Here is a 23,082-nt window from a genome sequence, read left to right as displayed (position 1 = left end):
TCCGTCGTCGGCAGCGTCAGATGTGTATAAGAGACAGGCCCGACCCCGACGGCCGGCGTGACCGACGAGGAGCCCTGTGAGCGACGACCCTGCCGCCACGCCCCTGACCCCGCCCGACGCCACCGACCGCACGCGGCGGCGGATCCGGGTCGTCGTCGCCGACGACCACCCGATGTGGCGCGATGCCGTGGCCCGCGACCTCGCCGACGCCGGGTTCGAGGTCGTGGCGACCGCCGACGACGGACGCTCGGCGGTGGCGCGCACCCGCGCCACCGCTCCGGACGTGCTCGTCCTCGACCTCAACCTGCCCGGTCTCAGCGGGTCGCGGGTGTGCGCCGAGCTCGCCGCGGCCGGGGTGCCCACTCGGGTGCTCATCCTGTCGGCATCGGGCGACCACCAGGACGTCCTCGAGGCCGTCAAGGCCGGCGCGCTCGGCTACCTCGTCAAGAGCGCCGGGCGCGAGGAGTTCCTCGACGCCGTGCGGGCCACGGCCGCCGGCGACCCCGTGTTCACGGCCGGCCTCGCCGGCCTCGTCCTCGGCGAGTTCCGTCGGGCGCGCGCCGGGCGCAGCCCCGAGCGCGAGGTGCCCGAGCTGACCGACCGCGAGACCGAGATCCTCAGGTACGTGGCCACGGGCATGGGCTACAAGGACATCGCCGCCACCCTGTTCCTGTCGCACCGCACCGTGCAGAACCACGTGCAGAACATCTTCGGCAAGCTGCAGATGCACAACCGCGTCGAGCTCGTCCGGTTCGCCATGGAGCGCGGCCTCGACCTCGAGGAGCGACCCGACCAGGGGCGCTGACCCGTGCGAGGGGTCGCGGTGCCACCCGGCGGGTCCCGGAGGCCCGGCGACCGGCCGACGGCGGAGGTATCGGGATGCGGACCCGGCACGGCAGGGGTGGGCACGGCGTCTACGCTGATCGGGTGAACATGAGGACCGTCACCGCCGATGTCGGTCTCGAGCCCGGGAACGGGTCCGAGGCCCTCGCCGCCCTCACGGCGGCCGCAGCCGAGCTCGAGGCCGGGCAGCAGCCCACGTGGCCCGACACGGCCGCGCTCTCCGAGGTGATCGAGACCCTCGCGTCGTATCCGCCGCTCGTCTTCGCCGGCGAGTGCGACATCCTCACCGCCCGGATGGGCGCGGCCGCCGTCGGCGAGGCCTTCGTCCTGCAGGGCGGCGACTGTGCCGAGACGTTCGCGTCGGCGACCGCCGACAACATCCGCGACCGCATCAAGACGATCCTGCAGATGGCCGCCGTCCTGACCTACGGCGCGTCGGTGCCCGTCGTCAAGGTCGGGCGGATGGCCGGCCAGTACGCCAAGCCGCGCTCGTCCGGCGTCGAGACCCGCGAGGGCGTGACGCTGCCCGCCTACCGCGGCGACATGGTCAACGACTTCGCCTTCCACGAGACCGCCCGCGTCCCGGACCCCCAGCGTCTCGTCCGGGCCTACCACGCGAGCTCGGCGACGCTCAACCTCGTCCGGGCCTTCACGACCGGCGGCTTCGCGGACCTGCGGCACGTCCACGACTGGAACCGTGGCTTCGTCGCCAACTCCGCCAACGCGCGCTACGAGAAGATCGCCAGGGACATCGACAAGGCGATGCGCTTCATGGCGGCCTGCGGCGCCGACTTCGACGCCATGCGCACCGTCGAGTTCTACGCCGCGCACGAGGCGCTCCTGCTCGACTACGAGCGGCCGCTGACCCGCATCGACTCACGCTCGGGTCGCCTCTACGACACGTCCGGGCACTTCGTCTGGGTGGGCGAGCGCACGCGCCGGCTCGACGGCGCCCACATCGACTTCGTCTCGCGCATCAGCAACCCGATCGGCGTCAAGCTCGGCCCCAAGGCCGACATCGACGAGGTGCTGCGCCTCATCGACAAGGTCGACCCGCAGCGCACGCCGGGCCGCCTCACCTTCATCACCCGGATGGGCGCGGGGACGATCCGCGACGCGCTGCCGGCCCTCGTCGACAAGGTGACCGCCTCGGGTGCGACGGTCACGTGGATCTGCGACCCGATGCACGGCAACACGTTCGAGAGCTCGACGGGCTACAAGACCCGCGACTTCGAGGACATCGTCGAGGAGGTCCGCGGCTTCTTCGAGGTGCACCGCTCGCTCGGGACGGTCCCCGGCGGCATCCACGTCGAGCTGACCGGCAACGACGTCACCGAGTGCCTCGGCGGTGCGGAGAAGATCATCGACTCCGACCTCGAGAAGCGCTACGAGTCGGTGTGCGACCCGCGCCTGAACCACCAGCAGTCGCTCGAGCTGGCGTTCCTCGTCGCCGAGATGCTCGGCCAGGCGTGACCGGACGGTGACGGCACCCGCGACGAGCCCGTTGCGGGCCGACCTGCTCAGCGACACCCTGACCAAGCCCACCGAGGCGATGCGGGCCGCCATGGCCCGTGCCGAGGTCGGCGACGACGTCTTCGGCGAGGACCCGACCCTGCGGGCCCTCGAGGAGCGCGTCGCCGACCTGCTCGGTCACGAGGCGGCGCTCTTCACCCCGTCGGGCTCGATGGCGAACCAGCTCGGTGTGCGCCTGCACGTGCGACACGGTGAGGAGCTCGTCGGCGACTCCCTGGCCCACGTCGTGCGGGCCGAGCTCGGCGCGGCCGCGGTGCTGTCCGGCATCTCCTCGCGCACCTGGGTCTCCGAGCGGGGCCGCTTCCGGGCCGACGACGCCGCCTCGCTCATGGTCACCGGTGCGGGGCCGTACCAGGTGTGCACCGCGCTCGTGGTCGTCGAGAACACCCACAACTTCGGCGGCGGCACGGTCCAGTCCCTCGAGGAGATCCGCCGGGCGCGGACGATCACCCGCGAACGCGGCGTGGCCATGCACCTCGACGGCGCCCGCCTCTTCAACGCCCACGTCGCCTCGGGCGGCCCGGTCGCCGACTACGGGCGCGAGTTCGACACCGTGTCGGTGTGCCTGAGCAAGGGCCTCGGAGCCCCCGTGGGCAGCGTCCTGGCCGGGTCGGCCGAGGCCATGGCCGAGTCACGGATCTGGCGCAAGCGTTTCGGCGGTGGCATGCGCCAGGCCGGGATCCTCGCTGCCGCAGGCCTGTACGCGCTCGACCACCACGTCGAGCGCCTCGCCGACGACCACGCCCGCGCTCGCCGCACCGCCGCCGCGATGGCCGAGGCGGCACCCGGTTCGGTCGACCTGGCCACCGTGGAGACCAACATCGTCATCGTCGACGTCGCCGCGGCGGGCTGGACGTCAGCGGCGTTCGTCGCCGCGGCCCTCGACGCGGGGGTCCGTACCTACGCCGTGGGCCCGGGCGCGGTGCGCCTCGTGTGGCACCTCGACGTCGACGACGCGGCGACCGACGTCGCGGTCGACGTCCTCACCTCCCTGCTGCGCACCCCGCCGCCCACCTGATCCCTGCCTGCCGCGAACGCGGTCCTGGCCCGGACGGGACGTGGACGACTCTCAGACGATCGTCAGGTGGATCGTGCTGCCCTTGGGCACCGTCGTCCCCGCGGCGGGGTCCTGGGCGCGGACCTTCTTCTCGAAGAGGTCGCCGAAGGGGTACTGCTTGTCGACCGTGAACCCGAGGGCGGTCAGCGCCTTCTCCGCGAGGGCGTCCTGCTGGTCGACGACGTTGGGCACCTGGACCATGACCGGGCCCTTGGACACGACGAGCGTCACGGCGTCGCCGCGGTGCAACGTGCCGGAGGCGGGGTCCTGGGACACGACGTTGCCGGCCGGCACGGTGTCGCTGTTCACGTCCGCGCCGCGCCGCACCTGGAACCCGAGCTTGCCCAGCTTGGCGGCCGCGGCGTCGAACGGCGTGCCGGTCACCTTCGGCACGTCGATGGGCTCGGGGCCCTTCGACACGACGAGGTCGACGGCGGTGCCCCGCTTGACCGACGCCTCCGGGTCGGGCGACTGGGAGACGACCCGACCCTTCGGGACGGTCTCGCTCCACTGCTGTCTGGTGTCGCCGACGGTCAACGTCAGGGGCCCGAGGACGTCGACGGCGTCGGCCGCCTTGGTGCCCACGAGCTTGGGGACCGTGTAGCGCTCCTGGCCCTTGGACACGACGACGCGGATCGTGGAGTCCTTGGACAGCTGCGTGCCGGCACCGGGCTCGATGCGCAGGACGGTGCCCTTGGCGGCGGTCTCGGAGAACTCGTCCTGCTCGTCCATAGACAGGGACGCGGCCTGCAGGCTCGACCGCGCCTGCGCCACCGACTGGCCTACGAGCCCGGGCACGACCGTCGTGCCACCCGGGCCCGCGGTGAACCACCAGCCCGCAGCCCCACCACCGAGCACGAGGAGCACCGCGGCGAGCCAGGCCGGCCACCGTCGGCGGCGTCGGCGCTGCACCGGCATGGCCGTGAGCGGCATCGCCGTGGTGCGCTCGAGGACCGGGGTGGTGTGCAGACCGGTGAGCTGGCCCGTGTCACCGGGGGAGGCGGTCCGCGCCGAGGTGTCGGCCGCGGCCGGCGCACGGACGGCGGTATCGGTCCGGGGCGCGGTGCCGCTCCGGTCGAGGTCGGTCGGGGACAGCACACGGCGCACGTGGCGCAGCGCCGCGACGAGCTCGGCGGCCGAGTCGAAGCGGTGGTCCGGGTCGAGCGCGGTGGAGCGAGCGACGAGCTCGTCCAGCGGCCGCGGGACCTCCGGCACGAGCGTCGACGGCGCCGGGATGGACCCGTGCACGTGCTGGTAGGCGATCTGGATCGGGGTGTCACCCGTGACCGCCTTGCGCCCGGTCAGCATCTCGAAGAGCAGCAGGCCCGCAGCGTAGACGTCGCTACGGGCGTCGGCCTGGCCCCGCTCGACCTGCTCGGGGGACAGGTACGACACCGTGCCGAGGAGCACGCCGGTCTGGCTCGTGGCGGTCTGGTTCGTGATGGCGCGCGCCAGCCCGAAGTCGGCGACCTTGACCTCGCCGTCGTGGCGCACGATGACGTTCTCGGGCTTGACGTCGCGGTGGATCATGCCCGCCGCGTGCGCAGCGCGCAGCGCGAGGAGGATCGGCTCGAGGATGGCGAGGGCCTCGCGGGCGGTGAGCGGTGCCTCCTCGTGGATGACCTCGCGCAGGGTCTTGCCCTCGACGAGCTCCATCGCGAGGAAGACGTCGCCGTCGTCCTCGCCCTGGTCGAAGACGGCGACGACGTTGGGGTGGCTCAGGCGCGCCGCGGAGCGGGCCTCGCTGCGGAAGCGCTCGACGAAGACGTCGTCGACGGCCAGGCCAGGACGCATGATCTTGAGCGCGACCTCACGGTCGAGGCGTGCGTCGAGCGCCACGTAGACCGAGGCCATGCCTCCGTCTGCGAGGTGGGACAGGATGCGGTACCGGCCGTCGATCACCCGACCGACGAGGGCGTCCGCCACGCTGGACGTCACGGGCAGGAGTTTACGGGCTGACCCTGCGCATCCCGTGCAGGCGAGCCGCGGCCCCGCGCACCCGGGGGGAGGGTGTGCGGGGCCGCGGTCTCCTGGGCTCCCGGGGGGTTGGGAGCGTCACATGCGGTCGTAGACCGCAAGGACGTTGGCGACGTACTTCTTCGTGTCCTCGTAGAGGCCCTTGGTGCGGACCGAGTAGAGGCCCTGGTAGTACCCGGCGACCGCCTGCTCCCGCGAGTCGGCCGAGGCGAGCAGCGCGCGGATGATGAGGACTCCACCGGTGACGTTGTCCCGCGTGTCGTAGCGGTCGAGAGAGCGCCCGGCCAGCTGGGAGGACCACGTCTCGGCGATCGGCATCAGCTGCATGACCCCGACGGCGTCGCTGAAGGACACCGCCCGCTGGTTCCACCCCGACTCGATCCACGCGATCGCGAGCGCGAGCTTGGGGTCGACGCCGTTGCGGGTCGCCGTCGCCCGGATGATGTCGGCCGTCTCGGTGCGGCTCGGGACGTCTCGGGCGGCGAGCTTGGCCTTGCTGGCTGCGACGGCCAGCTGGGTCTTCGTCGGCGTCGAGTAGCCGCTCGGCGGCGTCGGGCTCGGTGCCGGGCTCGCGGGCGCCGGTGCGCTGGCCACACCAGGCACGACGATGCGCTGACCGATGTAGATGAGGCCGGCGTTCTTGAGCTTGTTGGCGGCGAGCAGCTTGGTCAGGGACACCTTGTACCTGGCCGCGATGCCCGACATCGTGTCACCACGGACGACGACGTGGACGATGCTGCCCGCAGGCACGGAGACCGGGGCGGACGAGCCGGACGACGTGACGGCACCCCTGGCCGGCTTCGTCGGTGTCGCCGCGGACCGCGGCGTCGTGGCCGTCGCGGGCGAGCCGGGGACGAGCAGCCTCTGGCCCGGCAGGATCAGGCTCCCGCCGGCGGCGAGCCGGTTCTTGTCCACGAGCGCGCGCACCGTGGTGCGGTGGGCGATGGCGAGATGCCACAACGTGTCGCCGGGCCGGACGGTGATCGTCTTCCACGGCGTCGCGTGCACGGGCACGACGACGGCGTGGGGCGGCTGCGCCAGCGCGGCGACGTCGGCGAAGGGCATGTGGGGTCCTTTCCTGGGGCCCGGTTGCAAGAAATGAGGTGTGGAGGGGCTCTGGGAAGGGGCTGGTGGTGCGGTGAGCTGCTCGAGGCGGGTTCGCTGTCGTGCGGTCCCGGGACTCCTGTGAGGGATGGGGCGTGTGTGACGATATCGCATGATTGAGCGCTAAAGTAAAAATACAGCGATGTAATTCGGCTCCGGTCCGTGTGTCGCACTGCCCGGCTCGGGTGGCAGACTCTGACGACGTGAGCCAGAGCCCGAACACCGACTCCGCAGCACGCTCCCACGCCGGCCCCGACGCCGGTTCGGACCTCGTTTCCGACGCCGTTTCCGACGCCGTTCCTGAGACGGGTCCGTCGCACGACCTCGAGCGCCTCGTCGGGGAGTGGCTGACGGTGCCCGACGTCGCCGAACGGCTCGGGGTGCCGCTGGCGCGCGTGCGTCGCCTCATCGCCGACCGCGAGCTACTCGCCGCGCGCGTCGGGGAGCGCCACGTCCAGTCCGTGCCGGCGAAGTTCCTCGACGACGAGGGCCCGCGGCCCGAGCTGCGCGGCACCTTCACGGTGCTGGCCGACGGCGGCATGCACGACGACGAGATCATCACCTGGCTCTTCACCCCGGACCCGACGCTGCCCGTCGAGGGGGCCCCGATCGACGCCCTGCGCGCCGGTCACAAGACCGAGATCCGCCGGCGCGCCCAGGAGCTCGCCTTCTGACGTGTCGGTCAGGAGTGGCGGTCAGGAGTGGCGGGCCGTCGAGACCGCGACGAGGCCCTCGAGGACGCCGAGGGCCTCGTCGGCGAGGACCCCGGTGTCCCGGGCCCGCGCCACGGCCGTGCCCGACGCCTCGGCGAGCTCGCCGATGAGCGCCTCGACGCGCTCGACGGCGCCGGTGCGGACGAGCACCTCGCGGATCGACTCGACGCCGGCGAGGTCGAGGTCGTCGCGGCCGAGCAGCCCCTCCACGAGACGGCGGTCCGGCTCCGACGCCGCATCGAGGGCGTGCGCGAGCAGGACGGTCCGCTTGCCCTCGCGCAGGTCGTCGCCGGCCGGCTTGCCGGTGGCCTCGGGGTCGCCGAAGACGCCGAGGAGGTCGTCACGGAGCTGGAACGCCTCGCCGAGCGCCAGGCCGTAGTCGGACAGCGGCTCGAGGGCGTCCTCGGGTGCTCCGCCGACGAGGGCGCCGATGAGCAGCGGGTGCTCGATCGTGTACTTGGCGCTCTTGAAGCGGATCACCTTGCGGGCCGAGGCGACCCGCGCCTCGAGGTCGAGACCGTCCCAGCCGCGGGCCGACTCGAGCAGGTCGAGGAACTGCCCACCCATGAGCTGGGTCCGCATGAGGTCGAACAGGCCCCGGCCCCGGGCCAGATCGGTGGCCGGCAGGCCGCACGACGAGTAGAGCTCGTCGCACCACGTGAGGCACAGGTCGCCGGCGAGGATCGCCGCGCCCTCCCCGAAACGGTCGGAGTCGCCGGACCAGCCGTGGTCGGTGTGGAGCGAGGCGACCGCCCGGTGGGCCGAGGGCTTGCCGCGGCGGGTGTCGCTGCGGTCCATGACGTCGTCGTGCAGCAGCGCAGCGGCCTGGAAGAACTCCATGCTCGCCGCGAGCCGCACGAGTGCGTCGGAGTCGGCGCCCCCGGCCGCGCGGTAGCCCCAGTAGAGGAAGCCGGCGCGCAGGCCCTTGCCCCCGGACAGCAGGCCCGAGACGGCGGACACGAGGGGCGCGGTCTCCTCACCGATGGCGGCGAGCGCCTGCGTCGCCCCCGCGACCTGGCCGTCGATCGCGTGCTGCACCCGACGGCGCAGCACGTCGAGGTCGGTGGGGGTCTGCACGGGCTCCTCCATCGAGTCGGGAATCGTGGTCAGCCTACGCGGGCGTCCGACCGCCCCGTGAACAGCCCACACACCCCGGACGGGGGCCGCCTAGGGTGAGCGGCATGGCGCACGGCACCGCATCCTCGATGGCTCGGGCGGAGCGGTTCACCCGGTCCATCCCGGCGCTCATCGAGGCCGACACCCCCACCTTCAGCTTCGAGTTCTTCCCCCCGAAGGACGACGCGGCCGAGGTGCAGCTGTGGCAGGCGGTCCGGCACCTCGAGAAGATCTCGCCGAGCTTCGTGTCGATCACCTACGGCGCGGGGGGCAGCACCCGGGACCGCACGGTGCGCCTGACCCAGCGAATCCTCGAGGAGACGACGCTGACGCCGATGGCGCACCTGACGTGCGTCGGGCACTCGGTGTCCGAGCTGCGCGGCATCGTCGGGGCGTACGCCTCGGCGGGGGTGCGCAACATCCTGGCCCTGCGCGGTGACCCGCAGGGGGGCCTCGGGCAGCCGTGGGTCGCCCACCCGGAGGGGCTCGACCACGCCGACGAGCTCGTCGCGCTGGTCCGCGGGCTCGGCGACTTCACGGTCGGGGTCGCGGCGTTCCCCGACCGTCACCCCGAGTCGCGCGACCCCGCCGAGGACGCCGAGACGCTGATCCGCAAGGAGCGCGCCGGGGCGCAGTTCGCCATCACCCAGATGGTCTTCGACGTCGACAACTACCTGCGGCTGCGCGACGAGCTGGCCCGGCGCGGGTCGCAGCTTCCCGTCGTGCCGGCGATCATGCCGATCACGAACGCGCGCCAGGTCGTGCGCATGGCCCAGCTGGCCGGCCAGCCGATGCCGGCTGCCGTCACCGACCGCCTCGACCGGCTCGGGGACGACGCGGAGGGCGTGCGGGCCGAGGGCCTGGCCATCGCCACCGAGTCCGCGCGGCGCCTCCTCGACGAGGGTGCGCCGGGCATCCACTTCATCACGATGAACCGCTCGTCGGCGACGCTCGAGGTCTTCGGCCGGCTCTGAGGGTCGGCAGCGGCGTCGGTCGACGGCCTCGAGCGTCGCCGGGTCAGGCCGGTGGGTCCTCGGAGGCATCGTCCGGGGCCGGCGGACGCGTCGGGCGGGCGCGGCCCGGCCGGCGGCCCGGCGGAGCCGTCGGCGGCGCCGCGGTCGGGACGGCGATGCCGACCCGCTCGCCCCATGCGTCGTAGCGCCGCTTGAGCCGGCGCAGGCGCCCGGCGAGCGTCCACACGAGCAGCCCCCCGGCCGCGAGGAGCAGCAGCGCGGCCGTCGCAGCCGCCCAGGGGTGGGCGATCGCCAGGGCCACGACGCCGGTGACGGTGACGTCCTCGCCCGTGCTGACGACGATGGTGCTGGCGGGCTCGGGCGAGGTGTTGACGATGCCCCGCAGTCCGGCCTTGACGCCGTGCGAGACCAGGGCCGTGACGCCACCGGTGGCAGCACCGACGGCGGCATCGAGGCTCGCGGTCTCGTGGCCGATGAGGTAGCCGATCGTGGCCCCGACGGCGGGCCGCACGACGGTGTGGACCGAGTCCCAGACCGAGTCGACGTAGGGGATCTTGTCGGCGACGAGCTCGAGGAGGAAGAGGACCGCCGCACCGACGAGGACGTCGGTGCGGGCGAGCGCGTCGGGGACCTGTCCGAGGTTGAAGAGGCGGTCGGCGAGGCCGAGGACGAGCACGACCGCGTACGCATTGATGCCGCTGCCCCACCCGGTGGTGAAGGCCAGGGGGATGAGCTCGGCTCCCACGTCACTCCTTCGTCCAACCCGGCCTGCGGGGGCGGCGGGGTCCAGGCGCGGCCGGACGGCCGAGCCTCGGTCCAACGCTGCCGACCGTCCCGTAATCCCGAGGTGCGCGCAAGGGCTGCGAGGACGGCCGGTCGGGGCGCTGCCCTGCCGGGTGGGCGCGCACGAGAGACGGGCCCGGGCCCTGGACGGACGGGACCCCTGCGCCCTTCCGGCCACGGGCCGGACCCGTGGTGACCCACTCTGGTCGAGCACGTCCACGTGGACCTGAGCACCGGTACTCAGGTCCACGCAAACCGCCCCGAACGAGAGCAAACACGGCCTGCGCCGCCGGCCGTCGGATCGCCTTGACACGGTGTCGGCGGCAGGGGTTACGCTGGTCGAGTTCGAACAGGTGTTCGAGTGTTCATCGTTCAGTCCAGTCGTCGGTTGGGGTGTCGGCCGTCCGTGTGGGGCGCGGGCAGCCAGGGTCGTGACCTCCCGCCTCGACGTGTCCGAGGGAGACGTGTCGTGGTGCGCAGGTTCAGTGATGCAGTGCAGGTCAGGGTCCGGTTCGAGCAGGACGGATCCCAGGTGACGGGTGCCTCCCGGGCCGGTGCAGGTGCAGGTGCAGGCCCGGATGCAGGTCCGGGTGAGGCTCCGGTCGACGGCGCCGCCCGGGAGCGGCCCGAGGCCTTCATCTGGAAGGGCCGCCTCTACGTCGTGCGGGAGGTCCTCGCGCAGTGGCGGGAGCGGCGGGCGTGGTGGCACGACGCCCTCGACGCCGAGGAGGCGCAGGTGCGCCCCGGCGAGACGCTCCTCGCCGCCGCGAGCGAGCAGCACGTCTGGCGGGTCGAGGCGAGCCCCGGGTGGTCGTTCACGCCCGGGGTCTACGACCTCGCCCACGACGCGTCCCCCCGCGGTGACCGCTGGTCGCTCGTCCGGGTCGCCGACTGATGCCCGCCCCACCAGCCACCGTCCCCGCGCTTGTACCCGCGCCTGTACCCGCGCCTGTACCCGCGCCTGTCGAGAGGAGCCGACCCGTGGCCACCGCACCGTTGCACCGCCCGCCCATCTCCGTCGCCGTGCTCACCCTGCTCGACCGCTCGAGGGGCAGCCTCGAGTCGGCCTGCCGCGTGAGCGAGGCCACCGAGCGCTACCGCGACGCCCACCTCGGGGCCCTGCGCGCCGCCGCCGCGCTGGTCGCGGCCCGGACGGCGCCGACGCCGCGGTCCCGACCCCGCAGCGTCTGGCAGGTGCTGCCCCTCGTCGCCCCCGAGCTGGGGGAGTGGGCCGCGTTCTTCGCCGCGTGCTCCGCACGCCGGTCCGTCGTCGACCGCGGGGGCCACATCGCGCCGCGCGAGGCCGACGACCTGCTCCGGCAGGCCGAGATGTTCCTCGAGATCGTCCAGGACCTGCTCGGCGTGCCGATCGCCGTCCCGCTGCCGCGGACCATCACCCCGGTCTCGTCCGGGCCGAGGAGCCGTGCGAGCGGGGCATGACGAGCACGACCACCAGCACGACCACCAGCACGACGCCCCGGGGGGTCGGCCCGAGGTCCGGGGCGGGAGCCGGCCGCGTCGGCGACAGCTTCGTGCACCTGCACGTCGCGAGCGGCTACTCGATGCGCTACGGCACCGCGACACCCCGCCAGCTCGTCGAGCGGGCCGCCGCCTGGGGCCAGCCGGCGCTCGCCCTCACCGACCGCGACGGGCTCTACGGCGCGGTCAAGTTCGTCCGCGCCTGCATGGAGCACGACGTCGCCCCCGTCCTCGGTGTCGACCTCGCCCTCGAGCCGCCGCGCACCGGCCCGACCGGTCGCCCGCGTCGGTCCGAGCACAGCCGCACGCCGGTTCGCGGGGGTGCTCTCGTCGACCCGCGCCTGCCGCGCGTCACCGTCCTCGCCCGTGGCCGGGCCGCGGGGCTGCCGCCCGGCCTCGGGTGGGCCGCCCTGTGCCGGCTCGTCACGGCGACCCACCTGCGGGGCGAGCGGGGCACCCCGGTCACGACGCCCGAGCTCCTCGCGGAGCACGCGCGCCCCGGCGGCCCGCTCCCGTCGGGGGAGGGTGGGACCCCCGGCCCCGGGACCCTGCCCGTCACCTCCGGTGTCGACCCGTCAAGGCGGGCGGACGCCGGACCCGCACCGCTCGTCGTCCTCCTCGGCCCCGACTCCGACGTCGGCCGCGCGGTCCTCGCCCGGCGACACGGCGATGCACGGGCGGCCCTCGAGCGATGGGTCGCGCTGCTGCCGCCCGGCGGCCTCGTCGTGGAGGTCGTGTGCCACGGCGGTCCCGAGCACCTGCCGGCCAGCCTCGGCCAGGCCGGCCGGATGCTCTCCCTCGCCCGCGAGGTCGGCGTGCCGAGCGTCATCACCGCGGCGGTGCGCCACACCGACCCGCAGGACGCCGCCGTCGTCGACGTCCTCGACGCGGCCCGGCGCCTCGTCGCGCTCGACGCGCGCCACCTGGACCGCGTCACGACCGCCGGCCACCTCGCGCCGACGCCGGTCATGCACGCCCTCGCCCGCGACGTCGTCCAGGTGTCTGGCCCGGGGCTCGTCGGCGGCGGGGCGCTCGCCCGCGAGCAGGCCCACGAGCTCGTCGCGCGCACGACCGCCCTCGCCACCGAGTGCGTCCAGGACCCGCGTGCAGACCTCGGCATCGGCTCGGTGCACCTGCCCGAGCCCGACGTCCTCGGCATCAGCGCGGGCACCGACCCGCAGCACGTGCTCGCCCGACGCTGCCGCGAGTCGATCGCGACCCGCTACCCCGACCGGTCCGGGTCCGGGCTGGCCGCCGTCGGCGACCGTCTCGAGGACGAGCTCGGCGTCATCGAGACCCTCGGCTACGCGACGTACTTCCTCACCGTCGCCCAGGTGTGCGACCTCGTCCGCGAGATGGGCGTGCGCGTCGCGGCCCGCGGCTCGGGCGCCGGGTCGCTCGTCAACTACCTGCTCGGCATCTCCGGCGTCGACCCGATGCGCCACGGCCTGCTCATGGAGCGGTTCTGCTCACCGCTGCGCGCCGAGCTGCCCGACATCGACATCGACGTCGAGTCGGCCCGCCGCACCGAGATCTACGAGCGGATCCTCGACCACTTCGGGGGCGACCGCGTCACGTGCGTCTCGATGATGGACACCTACCGGGTGCGCCACGCGATCCGCGACGCAGGTGCGGCGCTCGGCCTGCCGCCGCCCGAGATCGACGCCATGGCCAAGGCCTTCCCGCACATCGCCGCCCGCAACGTGCGCCACGCCCTCGCCGAGCTGCCCGAGCTGCGCGCGTCGGGTCTCGACGTGCCGCGCCTGCAGCTGATGTTCGACATCGTCGAGCGGCTCGACGGCCTGCCACGGCACATCGCGCTGCACCCGTGCGGCGTCGTCCTGTCCGACTCCGCGCTCCTGGACCGCACGCCCGTGGAGGCCAGCTGGCTCGGCTTCCCGATGAGCCAGTTCGACAAGGACGACGTCGAGGAGATGGGCCTGCTCAAGCTCGACGTCCTCGGCATCCGGATGCAGTCGGCGATGGCGCACGCCGTCGAGGAGGTCGAGCGGGTCGACGGCGTCCGGGTCGACCTCGACGACGAGGAGCAGGTGCCCTTCGACGACGAGCCGACCTTCGAGATGATCCGCTCGACCCGCACCCTCGGCTGCTTCCAGATCGAGAGCCCCGGCCAGCGCGAGCTCATCGGCAAGTTCGGCCCGCAGACCTTCGAGGACCTCATCGTCGACATCTCGCTGTTCCGCCCGGGACCGGTCAAGAGCGACATGATCGTGCCGTTCCTCAACGCCCGCCAGGGGTGGAAGGAGCCGGCGTACCTGCACCCGACGCTCGTGCCTGCGCTCGAGGAGACCGAGGGCGTCGTCGTCTTCCACGAGCAGGTCCTCAAGATCGTCGCCGAGACCACCGGCGTCAGCCTCGCCCAGGCCGACGAGGTGCGCCGCGCCCTCGGCAGCCCGGCCGGGCAGCTGGAGGTCGAGGCGTGGTGGCGTCCGGCGGCGAGGGCGCGCGGCTACGCCCCCGAGGACGTCGACCGCATCTGGGAGGTCCTCAAGGCGTTCGCCTCGTTCGGGTTCTGCAAGGCGCACGCGGCGGCCTTCGCGCTGCCGACCTACCAGTCGGCCTTCCTCAAGGCGCACCACCCGGCCGCGTTCCTCGCCGGCGTCCTCACCCACGACCCCGGCATGTACCCCAAGCGGCTCATCCTCGACGACGCCCGCGCCTTCGGCGTCACGATCCTCGGCCTCGACGTCAACGCCTCCACCGGCACGTACCGGTTCGAGCGCACCGAGGACGGCGGCGAGGCCATCCGCCTCTCGCTCGCCGACGTGCACGGCATCAGCGAGGCCGAGGTCGCCCGCATCGTCGCCGGCCAGCCGTACTCGAGCCTGTCCGACTTCTGGCAACGGGCGCAGGTGTCGCGGCCCGTCGCCGAGAAGCTCGTCCTCGCCGGGGCGTTCGACACGATCCACGACATCGACCTCGTCGGACCCTCCCGACTCGACGACGCCGGCGGGTTGACGCGCCGGGCCCGCAGCGGCCTCGGTCGGCGAGGCCGGGTCACCCGGCGTGACCTGCTCCTGCACGTCGCCGAGCTCGACCGGTGGTCCTCCTCGCAACGCCGGTCGAGCCGGCGCGTCGCGGCCGCGAGCCGGTCCCGCGGACGGGTCACGTCGGTGTCGGCCACCGGCGACATCCGCGCCCTCGCCGCGGCACAGTCGCAGGCGTCGTCGGGCGCCCCCGAGCACCTCGCCACCCAGCTGACGCTCGACCTCGGTGACGCGCCCCGGCTCACGGCGACGAGCGGCCTGCCCGAGATGACCGGCCCGGAACGCGTCCGGGCCGAGCTCGAGGTGCTCGGCCTCGACGCGTCCGGCCACGTCGTCGACTTCTACCGGCCACTGCTCGACGCCCTCGGCGTCACGAAGGCCCGTGACCTCCTCGACGGTCGCAGCGGCCGCGAGGTGTGGGTCGCCGGGGTCAAGGTGGCGACCCAGACCCCGCCGATCCGCACCGGGCGCCGCGTCGTGTTCCTCACCCTCGACGACGCGACCGGTCCCGCCGACCTCACCTTCTTCGAGGACGTCCAGGGCCCGTACGCGGCGACGGTGTTCCACTCGTGGCTCATCCTCGCCCGCGGCCTCGTGCGCCGCACCGGTCCGCGCGGCGTCTCGATCCGGGCCACCGGAGCCTGGGAGCTGTCCGCGCTCCAGGAGGCCTGGACCACCGGCGGCCTCGAGGCCGTCCACGCGGCGCTCGAGGAGGCCGACCGGGCGGCGTGGGAGCGCGCCGGAGCCCTCGAGGGACCGGGGTCCGGCGTCGGGGAGACCGCGGAGGGTCGACGCGTCCTCGTCCACGCGTCGGGGTTCAAGCAGTCGCCGTACGCGGACATCCGCCCGGCAGGCGAGGAGGTGCGCGGCGCCCGCGGCACGGCCGGGCTCGTCCCGCCCGACCCGTTCGGCGGCGCCGCTGCCACCGGTGGCGGCCCCACCGGCGGCCCGCCACGCAAGCTGTGGCACGCGAGCCCGGGAAGCTCGGGGCACTAGGGTGAGGATGCACCCGAACCACCACATCGACCCCGTCGTCGGCCTGTCCGTCGCGCCCGCCGTGCCAGCCGTGCCCGCCATGCACGTCACCGGCCGCGTCGCCCCGACCGACGTCCGGGGCGAGCGAGCCCCCCGACGGAGGACACCGTGCCCGACGAGCAGCGCCCCCAGCGACGCGGCGGGGCCCGGCCCTCGGCCGTCGTGTCGGCGGTCGGACGCATCGCGAGCGACCACGCCGAGGACCTCGGACGCCCGCTCGACGTCCTCGACCTCGGTGGCGGCACCGGTGGGGTCGCCGTCCCGCTCGCCGTGGCCGGGCACCGCGTCACCGTCGTCGACCCCAGCCCCGACGCGCTGGCAGCCCTGGCCCGGCGCGCCCGCGAGGCCGGCATCGTCGACCGCGTCACCGGCGTGCAGGGCGACGGCGACACCCTGGCGAGCGTCCTGGCCGACCGGTCCGTCGACCTCGCCTGCTGCCACGGAACCCTCGAGTTCGTCGACGACCCCGCCGCCACCCTGCGCGCGCTGGCCGCGGCGCTGCGTCCGGGCGGCGTCCTGTCGCTGCTCGTGTCCGGCCGGCTCGCCGTCGTGTTCGCCAAGGCGATCGCCGGCGAGTTCTCCCAGGCCCGGGCGGCACTCGTCGACCCGTCCGGCCGGTGGGGCGGAACCGACCCGCTTCCCCGCCGCTTCGACGCCGAGCGGCTCGAGGCGCTCCTGCTCGACGCCGGGTTCACCCGCGTCCAGGTCCGTGGCACCGACATCGTCGGGCACCTCGTGCCGGCCTCTCTCGTCGACTCCGACGCCGACCGCGCGGCGCTCACCGAGCTCGACGACCTGCTCGTCTCGGGTCCCGGCCGCGAGTTCCTACGGACGCTCGGCAATGCCCTGCACGTCGTCGCCCACCGCGACTGACGGGTTCGCCGGGGCCGGGCTCGCGACGGTGGGGTCCCGGTGAGCCGGCGCCAGTTCACCGCCCCGGTCCGGCCGGACGGGCAGCCACCCGACGACACCGGGTGCACCGTCCTGCACGTCGACATGGACGCCTTCTACGCGTCGGCCTCGCTCATCTCCCGGCCCGACCTGCGCGGCAAGCCCGTCATCATCGGGGGAGCGGGTGGTCGTTCGGTGGTCCTGTCCGCGACGTACGAGGCCCGCGCGTTCGGCGTGACGTCCGCGATGCCGATGGCCCGCGCGCGGCGGCTGTGCCCGCAGGCCGTCGTCATCGAGCCGGACCACCGGCGCTACGCGGCCATCTCCGACGCCGTCATGGCCACCTTCGAGACGGTCACCGACTCCGTCGAGCCACTCTCCCTCGACGAGGCCTTCCTCGACGTGGCCGGGGCGGTGCGGCGGCTCGGCAGCCCGACCCGGATCGCCCAACGGCTGCGCGACACGATCGCCGACGAGCAGGGGATCACGTGCTCGGTCGGGGTCGCGCCGACGAAGTTCGTGGCCAAGCTCGCCTCGAACCTCGCCAAGCCCGACGGCCTCCTCGTCGTGCCCCGGGACGAGGTCGTCTCGTTCATCCACCAGCTGCCCGTCGCCGCCATCTGGGGTGTCGGCGACAAGACCGAGGAGCACCTGCACCGCCTCGGCCTGCGCACGGTCGCCGACCTGGCCCACACCCCGGTCGAGACCCTCCAGCGGGCCCTCGGCGACGTCGCCGGCCTGAGCCTGCACGACCTCGCGTGGGGTCGCGACCCGCGCCGGGTCGTGCCCGAGCGGCGCGAGAAGTCGATCGGCGCCGACGAGACCTTCGCCCACGACATCGACGACCCGGTGCGCATCCACCGCGAGCTGCTCCGGCTCGCCGACCGGGCCCGGGCGGCCGGGATGTCGGGGCGCACCGTGTCGATCAAGGTCCGGTTCGCCGACTTCACGACGATCACGCGGGCCAGGACGCTGCGCCACCACACCGACGTCTCGCGCGACATCTACGCCACCGCACGTGAGCTCTACGACCGGCTCGGGCTCCAGCGGGCCCGCATCCGGCTCGTCGGCGTGCGCCTCGAGGGGCTCGTCCCGACCGAGAACGCCCCCATCCAGGCGCGCCTCGACGAGCCGGAGAAGGGGTGGCGCGACGCCGACCGTGCCGTCGACCGGGCGAGCGCCCGGTTCGGTGCCGGGTCGGTCCGTCCGGCGAGCCTCATGCGTGAGCCGACCTCGGGTTCCCAACGTGAGACGCGCGACCTATCCTGAAGGAAAGAAACCCCGTCGGCTCTCACCGGCCTACGATTCGGTGACAGTCGAGATCGCACAGGGAGGTGCCGAGTGGCACTCTCGGAACACGAGGAAGCCCTGCTCCAGCAGATGGAGGAGGCCCTCTACGCCGAGGACCCGCGCTTCGCGTCGCGGATCCGCAAGACCAAGTCGCGTGGTGCCGGGCGAGGCAGGATCGTCGCCGGCGTCATCGCCGGTGTGGCGGGCCTCGCGCTCGTCGTGTTCTCCGCGATGAGCAGCACGATCTGGCTCGGTGCGGTGGGTTTCGCGATCATGGTCGCCGGCATCGTCTACGCCATCACCCCGTCCAAGGCGCGCCTGGCCGCCGTCGATGCCGACGGCACCCCGAAGCCGCGCACCGGCGGTCGGCTCCGCGCCCCCAGCCCTCGGCAGGGCACGTTCATGGAGCGCCTCGAGGAGCGCTGGGAGAAGCGTCGCCGCGACCAGTGGTGACCTGGACGGCGACACCGGAAGCGACGCAGGAAGCGACACTCGAAGCGACACCGAAAGCGACACCGAAGCACCGGCACGAACGGAAGGCCGCCACTCCCTCGGGACGGCGGCCTTCGTGCGTCACGCGACGCTCGGGTGTCAGAGGCGGCTGTGAGAAGGGCCACGTCAGGGACGCGTGAGGTAGGCCCCCGCGACCCAGGTGGCGAGGATGCCGAGCGCCGTGAGCAGCTCGATGCCCATGCTCGTGACGACCGCACGCACGGCCTCCCGGGTGGCTGACCAGGCCCGAGCGTGCTCGCGGTGCTTGACGCGCTCGAGCAGGTAGACGGTCAGCACGAAGCCGAGCGGGCCGCCGACGACCGGCACGACGAAGAACCCGACGACCGCCACGAGGGCAGCGACGGTCACGAGCGTCGAGTCGACACCACGACGCGTCAGGCGCCGGCCCGGCACGAGGTACTTGGCCGTGAGGCCCACGGCGAACACGACCGTCGCGAGGGCCAGCACGACCCAGCCGGCGACGTCCTGGCGCAGCAGTGCCCAGGCGAGCGCACCTCCCCAGACCAGGACGAGACCGGGCAGGACGGGCACGACGACGCCAGCGGTCCCGACCAGCATCACGCCCAGGATCAGGAGGTTCGTCTCGGTGATCACGGGTCAGCCGGTCGGGACCGCTGTGCGGGTGTGGGACGCGTGGCGTCCGCGCTGTGCTGCCGGACCCCGGTCAGCGCTCGTCGACGGGTGCGGACGCCGGCGTCTCGATGAGCCGGGCCGTCTCGTCGTGGATGTCGACGGCCTTGTCCATGAGGGCCGGCAGGTGCTGCCGTCCGTGGTGGGCGCAGAAGAGGAGCTCACCGCCGCCGACAAGGCGAGCGCGGATGTAGGCCTGGGCGCCACACCGGTCGCAGCGGTCTGCTGCAGTCAACTCGGGTGCCAGTGCTGTCGTCATCTCAGTGCTCGCCTTCTCTCTGTTCCTCGCGGGGCCTCCCGAGGGAGATCCCTGCTTGCCCGAGGCTCCGGGCGCCTGCGTCGCCCCTTGCTCTCGCGGTCCTTCCAACAGTGAATCACGCGGAATGCTTCCCCGATGGCACGCTCGGCTGCAAGGCACTCGCAAGATTCCCGGATCGTTACCGACTGTCCGGGGTTCGCGGCGGCACGGGCCGCGGAGGCCGACCTCGGAGGGGTCGCCGCGAGCCTGCGGGGCGTCGTCGGCGAGGGGAACTAGGCTGCGGGTGCCGGTGGGCCCGAGACCCCCTGCGAGGTCCGACCTCCGGCGAGCAGCTCCGACGAAACGAGAGAGAACCGACACCCGTGGCCTCCGCCTCCCGCCCCGCTCCCTCCGGCAACGGCGACTACACCGCGCGTCACCTGCAGGTCCTCGAGGGCCTCGAGGCCGTGCGCAAGCGTCCCGGCATGTACATCGGCTCGACCGACCAGCGCGGTCTCATGCACTGCCTCTGGGAGATCATCGACAACGCCGTCGACGAGGCCCTGGCGGGGGTCTGCACCGACATCGAGGTCATCCTCGGCTCCGACGGGTCGATCGAGGTGCGCGACGACGGCCGGGGCATCCCCGTCGACATCGAGCCGCGCACGGGACTGTCCGGCGTCGAGGTCGTCTTCACCAAGCTGCACGCGGGCGGCAAGTTCGGCGGCGCCTCCTACGCGGCCACGGGTGGTCTCCACGGCGTCGGGGCGTCCGTCGTCAACGCCCTCTCGGCCCGGCTCGACGTCGAGGTCGACCGGGGCGGCAAGACGTACGGCATGAGCTTCCGCCGGGGCGAGCCCGGCACCTTCACCGACGCCTCGGGCGCCCCCCACTCGCCCGACGCGTCCTTCACGCCGTACGAGAAGAAGAGCGCCCTGCCCGTCGTGGGCAAGGCCAAGCGCGGGGTCACCGGCTCCCGCGTGCGGTTCTGGCAGGACCGGCAGATCTTCCTCAAGGACGCCGAGCTGGACTACGACGCGATCCTCGGACGGGCCCGCCAGACCTCCTTCCTCGTGCCGGGCCTGCGTCTGGTCATCCGCGACGAGCGGCGGCTCAAGGGCACCCCCGGCGAGGAGGGACCCATCGAGGAGGTGTTCCAGCACGACGGCGGCATCACCGACTTCGTCGAGTTCCTCGCGCCCGACACCCCGATCACCGACGTGTGGCGCCTCGAGGGCTCCGGGACCTTCACCGAGACCGTTCCGGTCCTCGACGTCAACGGGCACATGACACCCACCGAGCTCGAGCGCGAGTGCGGTGTCGAGGTGGCGCTGCGGTGGGGGCAGGGCTACGACACGAAGGTCCAGTCCTTCGTCAACATCATCACGACGCCCAAGGGCGGCACCCACGTCGCCGGCTTCGAGCAGGCGCTGCTCAAGGTCTTCCGCCGACAGCTCGAGGTCAACGCGCGCCGGCTCAAGGTCGGCAACGACAAGCCCGAGAAGGACGACGTCCTCGCCGGGATGACGGCGGTCGTCACCGTCCGGCTCGCCGAGCCGCAGTTCGAGGGACAGACCAAGGAGGTCCTCGGCACGAACGCGGTGCGCGCCATCGTGGCCCGCGTCGTCGAGAAGGAGCTGACCGAGCGGCTCACGTCACCGAAGCGTGGCGACAAGGCACAGGCCGCCCTGCTGCTGGAGAAGGTCGTCTCGGAGATGAAGTCGCGCATCAGCGCGCGGCTGCACAAGGAGACCCAGCGTCGCAAGAACGCCCTCGAGAGCTCGAGCCTGCCCTCGAAGCTGCGCGACTGCCGCACCACGGAGGTGGGCCGCTCCGAGCTGTTCATCGTCGAGGGCGACAGCGCCATGGGCACGGCCAAGGAGGCCCGCAACAGCGAGTTCCAGGCGCTGCTGCCGATCCGCGGCAAGATCCTCAACGTCCAGAAGGCGTCCGTCTCGGACATGCTGAAGAACGCCGAGTGCGCCTCCATCATCCAGGTCATCGGCGCCGGGTCCGGCCGCAGCTTCGACCTGGAGGCGGCCCGCTACGGCAAGGTCATCATCATGACCGACGCCGACGTCGACGGCGCCCACATCCGCACCCTGCTGCTGACCCTCTTCTTCCGGTACATGCGTCCGCTCGTCGAGGCCGGTCGCGTCTTCGCGGCGATGCCGCCGCTGCACCGGCTCGAGGTCATCAACGCCGGTGCGCGCAAGAACGAGCTCATCTACACCTACAACGAGCTCGAGATGCGCCGGACCGTCGCACGCCTCGAGAAGTCGGGCAAGAAGATCAAGCAGCCGATGCAGCGCTACAAGGGTCTGGGCGAGATGGACGCCGACCAGCTGGCCGACACGACGATGGACCCCCGGCACCGCACGCTGCGCCAGGTGACGATGCGCGACCTCGAGGCGGCCGAGCGGGTCTTCGAGCTGCTCATGGGCAACGAGGTGGCCCCGCGCAAGGACTTCATCGTCGAGTCCGCGAGCGACGTCGACCGCGAGCGCATCGACGCCTGAGGCGTCGTCCTCAGGACGCCACCGGGGGTGGCGTGCTTACGATGTGCCTGCCGGCGGGGCTCCCTCCGGCGGCTGCGTCGAGAAGGGGTGTCGAAGGTGGGCGACGGCGGTGGGGACGGGTCGGTGGACGCCGCGCGCGACGAGCGGTGGGCCGGACCGTCGGGGAGCCCCTCGGACGGTCACCCGGACGGGCATCCGGACAGGCGTCCGGCCGGCCTGGGAGCCGGTGGCGACAGCTTCACCGTCGCCGTGCCGACCGACGGCTCGGGGCCCGATGCGTCGGCGCCCACCGAGCCCGGCCACCTGTCGGCAGGGCCCGCGGTACCCGACGACGACGTGGCGGTGGCCCGCCTCGACGAGGCGCCCGAACGCACGGTGCCGGCCGCGAGCTACCTGTCGCCCGACGAGCTGCGCTGGGCGGGCGACCGGATCGCGGCCATCTCGGCCGCGTTCGCGTCGCGCGTCGTCGGGCAGGTGCGGCTGCAGGAGACCCTTCTCATCGCCCTGCTGACCGGTGGGCACGTCCTCCTCGAGAGCGTGCCCGGCCTGGCCAAGACGACCGCCGCCCAGACCATCGCCCAGGCCGTCGGTGGCCGTTTCCACCGCATCCAGTGCACGCCGGACCTGTTGCCGAGCGACATCGTCGGCACCCAGGTCTACAACCAGCACTCGGGCGCCTTCGAGACCCAGCTCGGCCCGGTCCATGCCAACTTCGTCCTCCTCGACGAGATCAACCGCAGCAGCGCCAAGACCCAGTCGGCCATGCTCGAGGCGATGCAGGAGCGGCAGACCTCGATCGGGGACCGGAGCTACGCCCTGCCCGACCCGTTCCTCGTCCTGGCGACGCAGAACCCCATCGAGCAGGAGGGCACCTACCCCCTGCCCGAGGCGCAGCTCGACCGGTTCATGCTCAAGGACGTCCTCGACTACCCGTCCCCGGCCGAGGAGGCCGAGGTGCTGCGGCGCATCGACTCCGGCGTCTACGCCCGGCCCGGCTCGCCCGTCGTCTCGCCCGATGACGTCAAACAGCTGCAGGCCCTGGTCTCCCGCGTCTACATCGACCCGGCGATCGTCAACTACGTCGTCGGCATCTCCTACGTCACGCGCCACCCGCGCGACTACATCGAGCCGCGCCTTGCCGGCTACGTCGACTTCGGGGCGAGCCCGCGGGCGAGCATCGCCTTCACCGCCGCCGCCCGGGCGCGGGCCCTCATCGACGGCCGCAACCACGTCGTGCCCGACGACGTCAAGGCGCTGACGCACCGCGTCCTGCGCCACCGCGTCACGCTCGGCTTCGAGGCCGCCGCCGACGAGGTGCCGGTCGAGCGCGTCATCGACGCCATGGTGGGCGGGATCCGCACACCCTGACCGGGGCGGGA

General features: G+C 73.2%; 19 protein-coding genes. 13 read left to right on the top strand and 6 right to left on the bottom strand.

The genetic code is table 11. From position 1 onward, the window contains the following. Nucleotides 1-76: 76 nt before the first annotated feature. From ACR9ZK_RS06295 to ACR9ZK_RS06285, 3 genes are all read left to right on the top strand, one after another. The gene (locus ACR9ZK_RS06295) at nucleotides 77-805 is read left to right on the top strand and encodes a response regulator (RefSeq protein ID WP_481341033.1); all 729 of its coding nucleotides are present in this window, start codon (nucleotides 77-79) and stop codon (nucleotides 803-805) included. A 74-nt stretch (nucleotides 806-879) separates the two neighbouring features. Then, on the top strand, nucleotides 880-2,316 hold the full coding sequence (locus ACR9ZK_RS06290) for a class II 3-deoxy-7-phosphoheptulonate synthase (protein WP_481341032.1): 1,437 nt from the start codon (nucleotides 880-882) through the stop codon (nucleotides 2,314-2,316). Nucleotides 2,317-2,323: 7 nt separating this feature from the next. Continuing rightward, the gene (locus tag ACR9ZK_RS06285; protein WP_481341031.1) at nucleotides 2,324-3,394 is read left to right on the top strand and encodes a threonine aldolase family protein; all 1,071 of its coding nucleotides are present in this window, start codon (nucleotides 2,324-2,326) and stop codon (nucleotides 3,392-3,394) included. Between the two features lie 51 nt (nucleotides 3,395-3,445). Here the strand turns inward: ACR9ZK_RS06285 and pknB are convergent, their stop codons facing one another. Together pknB and ACR9ZK_RS06275 are read right to left on the bottom strand one after the other, a co-directional pair. Next, nucleotides 3,446-5,371: a Stk1 family PASTA domain-containing Ser/Thr kinase gene (gene pknB, locus ACR9ZK_RS06280; RefSeq protein WP_481341030.1), complete on the bottom strand. Its 1,926-nt coding sequence runs from the start codon at nucleotides 5,369-5,371 to the stop codon at nucleotides 3,446-3,448. Nucleotides 5,372-5,488: 117 nt separating this feature from the next. Beyond that, nucleotides 5,489-6,475, bottom strand: a complete 987-nt coding sequence (locus tag ACR9ZK_RS06275) for a lytic transglycosylase (RefSeq protein ID WP_481341029.1) — start codon at nucleotides 6,473-6,475, stop codon at nucleotides 5,489-5,491. A gap of 386 nt (nucleotides 6,476-6,861) precedes the next feature. On the opposite strand from ACR9ZK_RS06275, the gene ACR9ZK_RS06270 reads away from it, so the two are divergent. Beyond that, nucleotides 6,862-7,188: an Rv2175c family DNA-binding protein gene (locus tag ACR9ZK_RS06270; protein ID WP_481341036.1), complete on the top strand. Its 327-nt coding sequence runs from the start codon at nucleotides 6,862-6,864 to the stop codon at nucleotides 7,186-7,188. A 21-nt stretch (nucleotides 7,189-7,209) separates the two neighbouring features. Here the strand turns inward: ACR9ZK_RS06270 and ACR9ZK_RS06265 are convergent, their stop codons facing one another. Then, the gene (locus tag ACR9ZK_RS06265) at nucleotides 7,210-8,316 is read right to left on the bottom strand and encodes a polyprenyl synthetase family protein (RefSeq protein ID WP_481341028.1); all 1,107 of its coding nucleotides are present in this window, start codon (nucleotides 8,314-8,316) and stop codon (nucleotides 7,210-7,212) included. Nucleotides 8,317-8,408: 92 nt separating this feature from the next. Between ACR9ZK_RS06265 and metF the strand changes: the two genes are divergently transcribed. Continuing rightward, nucleotides 8,409-9,317: a methylenetetrahydrofolate reductase [NAD(P)H] gene (gene metF / locus ACR9ZK_RS06260; RefSeq protein WP_481341027.1), complete on the top strand. Its 909-nt coding sequence runs from the start codon at nucleotides 8,409-8,411 to the stop codon at nucleotides 9,315-9,317. Between the two features lie 43 nt (nucleotides 9,318-9,360). On the opposite strand, the gene ACR9ZK_RS06255 is transcribed toward metF, so the two are convergent. Next, a complete protein-coding gene (locus ACR9ZK_RS06255) occupies nucleotides 9,361-10,062 on the bottom strand; it encodes a DUF4126 domain-containing protein (RefSeq protein WP_481341026.1) in 702 nt (233 codons plus the stop codon). Between the two features lie 531 nt (nucleotides 10,063-10,593). Between ACR9ZK_RS06255 and ACR9ZK_RS06250 the strand changes: the two genes are divergently transcribed. From ACR9ZK_RS06250 to ACR9ZK_RS06225, 6 genes are all read left to right on the top strand, one after another. Further along, on the top strand, nucleotides 10,594-10,995 hold the full coding sequence (locus ACR9ZK_RS06250; protein ID WP_481341025.1) for a DUF6504 family protein: 402 nt from the start codon (nucleotides 10,594-10,596) through the stop codon (nucleotides 10,993-10,995). 86 nt (nucleotides 10,996-11,081) lie between these two features. After that, nucleotides 11,082-11,540: an SAV_6107 family HEPN domain-containing protein gene (locus ACR9ZK_RS06245; protein WP_481341024.1), complete on the top strand. Its 459-nt coding sequence runs from the start codon at nucleotides 11,082-11,084 to the stop codon at nucleotides 11,538-11,540. A 122-nt stretch (nucleotides 11,541-11,662) separates the two neighbouring features. Beyond that, a complete protein-coding gene (locus ACR9ZK_RS06240) occupies nucleotides 11,663-15,583 on the top strand; it encodes a DNA polymerase III subunit alpha (protein ID WP_481341035.1) in 3,921 nt (1,306 codons plus the stop codon). A 147-nt stretch (nucleotides 15,584-15,730) separates the two neighbouring features. After that, nucleotides 15,731-16,495, top strand: coding sequence for a class I SAM-dependent methyltransferase (locus ACR9ZK_RS06235; RefSeq protein ID WP_481341023.1), 765 nt, complete (start codon nucleotides 15,731-15,733; stop codon nucleotides 16,493-16,495). Between the two features lie 39 nt (nucleotides 16,496-16,534). After that, complete coding sequence (gene dinB / locus ACR9ZK_RS06230) at nucleotides 16,535-17,782, top strand: DNA polymerase IV (RefSeq protein WP_481341022.1); 1,248 nt, start codon at nucleotides 16,535-16,537, stop codon at nucleotides 17,780-17,782. Between the two features lie 72 nt (nucleotides 17,783-17,854). Further along, a complete protein-coding gene (locus ACR9ZK_RS06225; protein ID WP_481341021.1) occupies nucleotides 17,855-18,256 on the top strand; it encodes a DUF3040 domain-containing protein in 402 nt (133 codons plus the stop codon). A 165-nt stretch (nucleotides 18,257-18,421) separates the two neighbouring features. Here the strand turns inward: ACR9ZK_RS06225 and ACR9ZK_RS06220 are convergent, their stop codons facing one another. Both ACR9ZK_RS06220 and ACR9ZK_RS06215 read right to left on the bottom strand, forming a co-directional pair. Continuing rightward, nucleotides 18,422-18,910, bottom strand: coding sequence for a DUF456 domain-containing protein (locus ACR9ZK_RS06220; protein ID WP_481341020.1), 489 nt, complete (start codon nucleotides 18,908-18,910; stop codon nucleotides 18,422-18,424). 70 nt (nucleotides 18,911-18,980) lie between these two features. Then, nucleotides 18,981-19,205, bottom strand: coding sequence for a DUF7455 domain-containing protein (locus ACR9ZK_RS06215; protein ID WP_481341019.1), 225 nt, complete (start codon nucleotides 19,203-19,205; stop codon nucleotides 18,981-18,983). A gap of 362 nt (nucleotides 19,206-19,567) precedes the next feature. Between ACR9ZK_RS06215 and ACR9ZK_RS06210 the strand changes: the two genes are divergently transcribed. Together ACR9ZK_RS06210 and ACR9ZK_RS06205 are read left to right on the top strand one after the other, a co-directional pair. Next, the gene (locus ACR9ZK_RS06210) at nucleotides 19,568-21,703 is read left to right on the top strand and encodes a DNA gyrase/topoisomerase IV subunit B (RefSeq protein WP_481341018.1); all 2,136 of its coding nucleotides are present in this window, start codon (nucleotides 19,568-19,570) and stop codon (nucleotides 21,701-21,703) included. Between the two features lie 342 nt (nucleotides 21,704-22,045). Beyond that, nucleotides 22,046-23,071 (top strand): AAA family ATPase, encoded by a 1,026-nt coding sequence (locus ACR9ZK_RS06205; RefSeq protein WP_481341034.1) that lies wholly within the window; start codon nucleotides 22,046-22,048, stop codon nucleotides 23,069-23,071. Nucleotides 23,072-23,082: the final 11 nt, after the last annotated feature.

It is taken from the genome of Monashia sp. HAY1-5C (genome assembly GCF_056755255.1).
The sequence above is the reverse complement of the archived record's forward strand: the minus strand, read 5'-3'. Positions and strand labels throughout refer to the sequence as shown.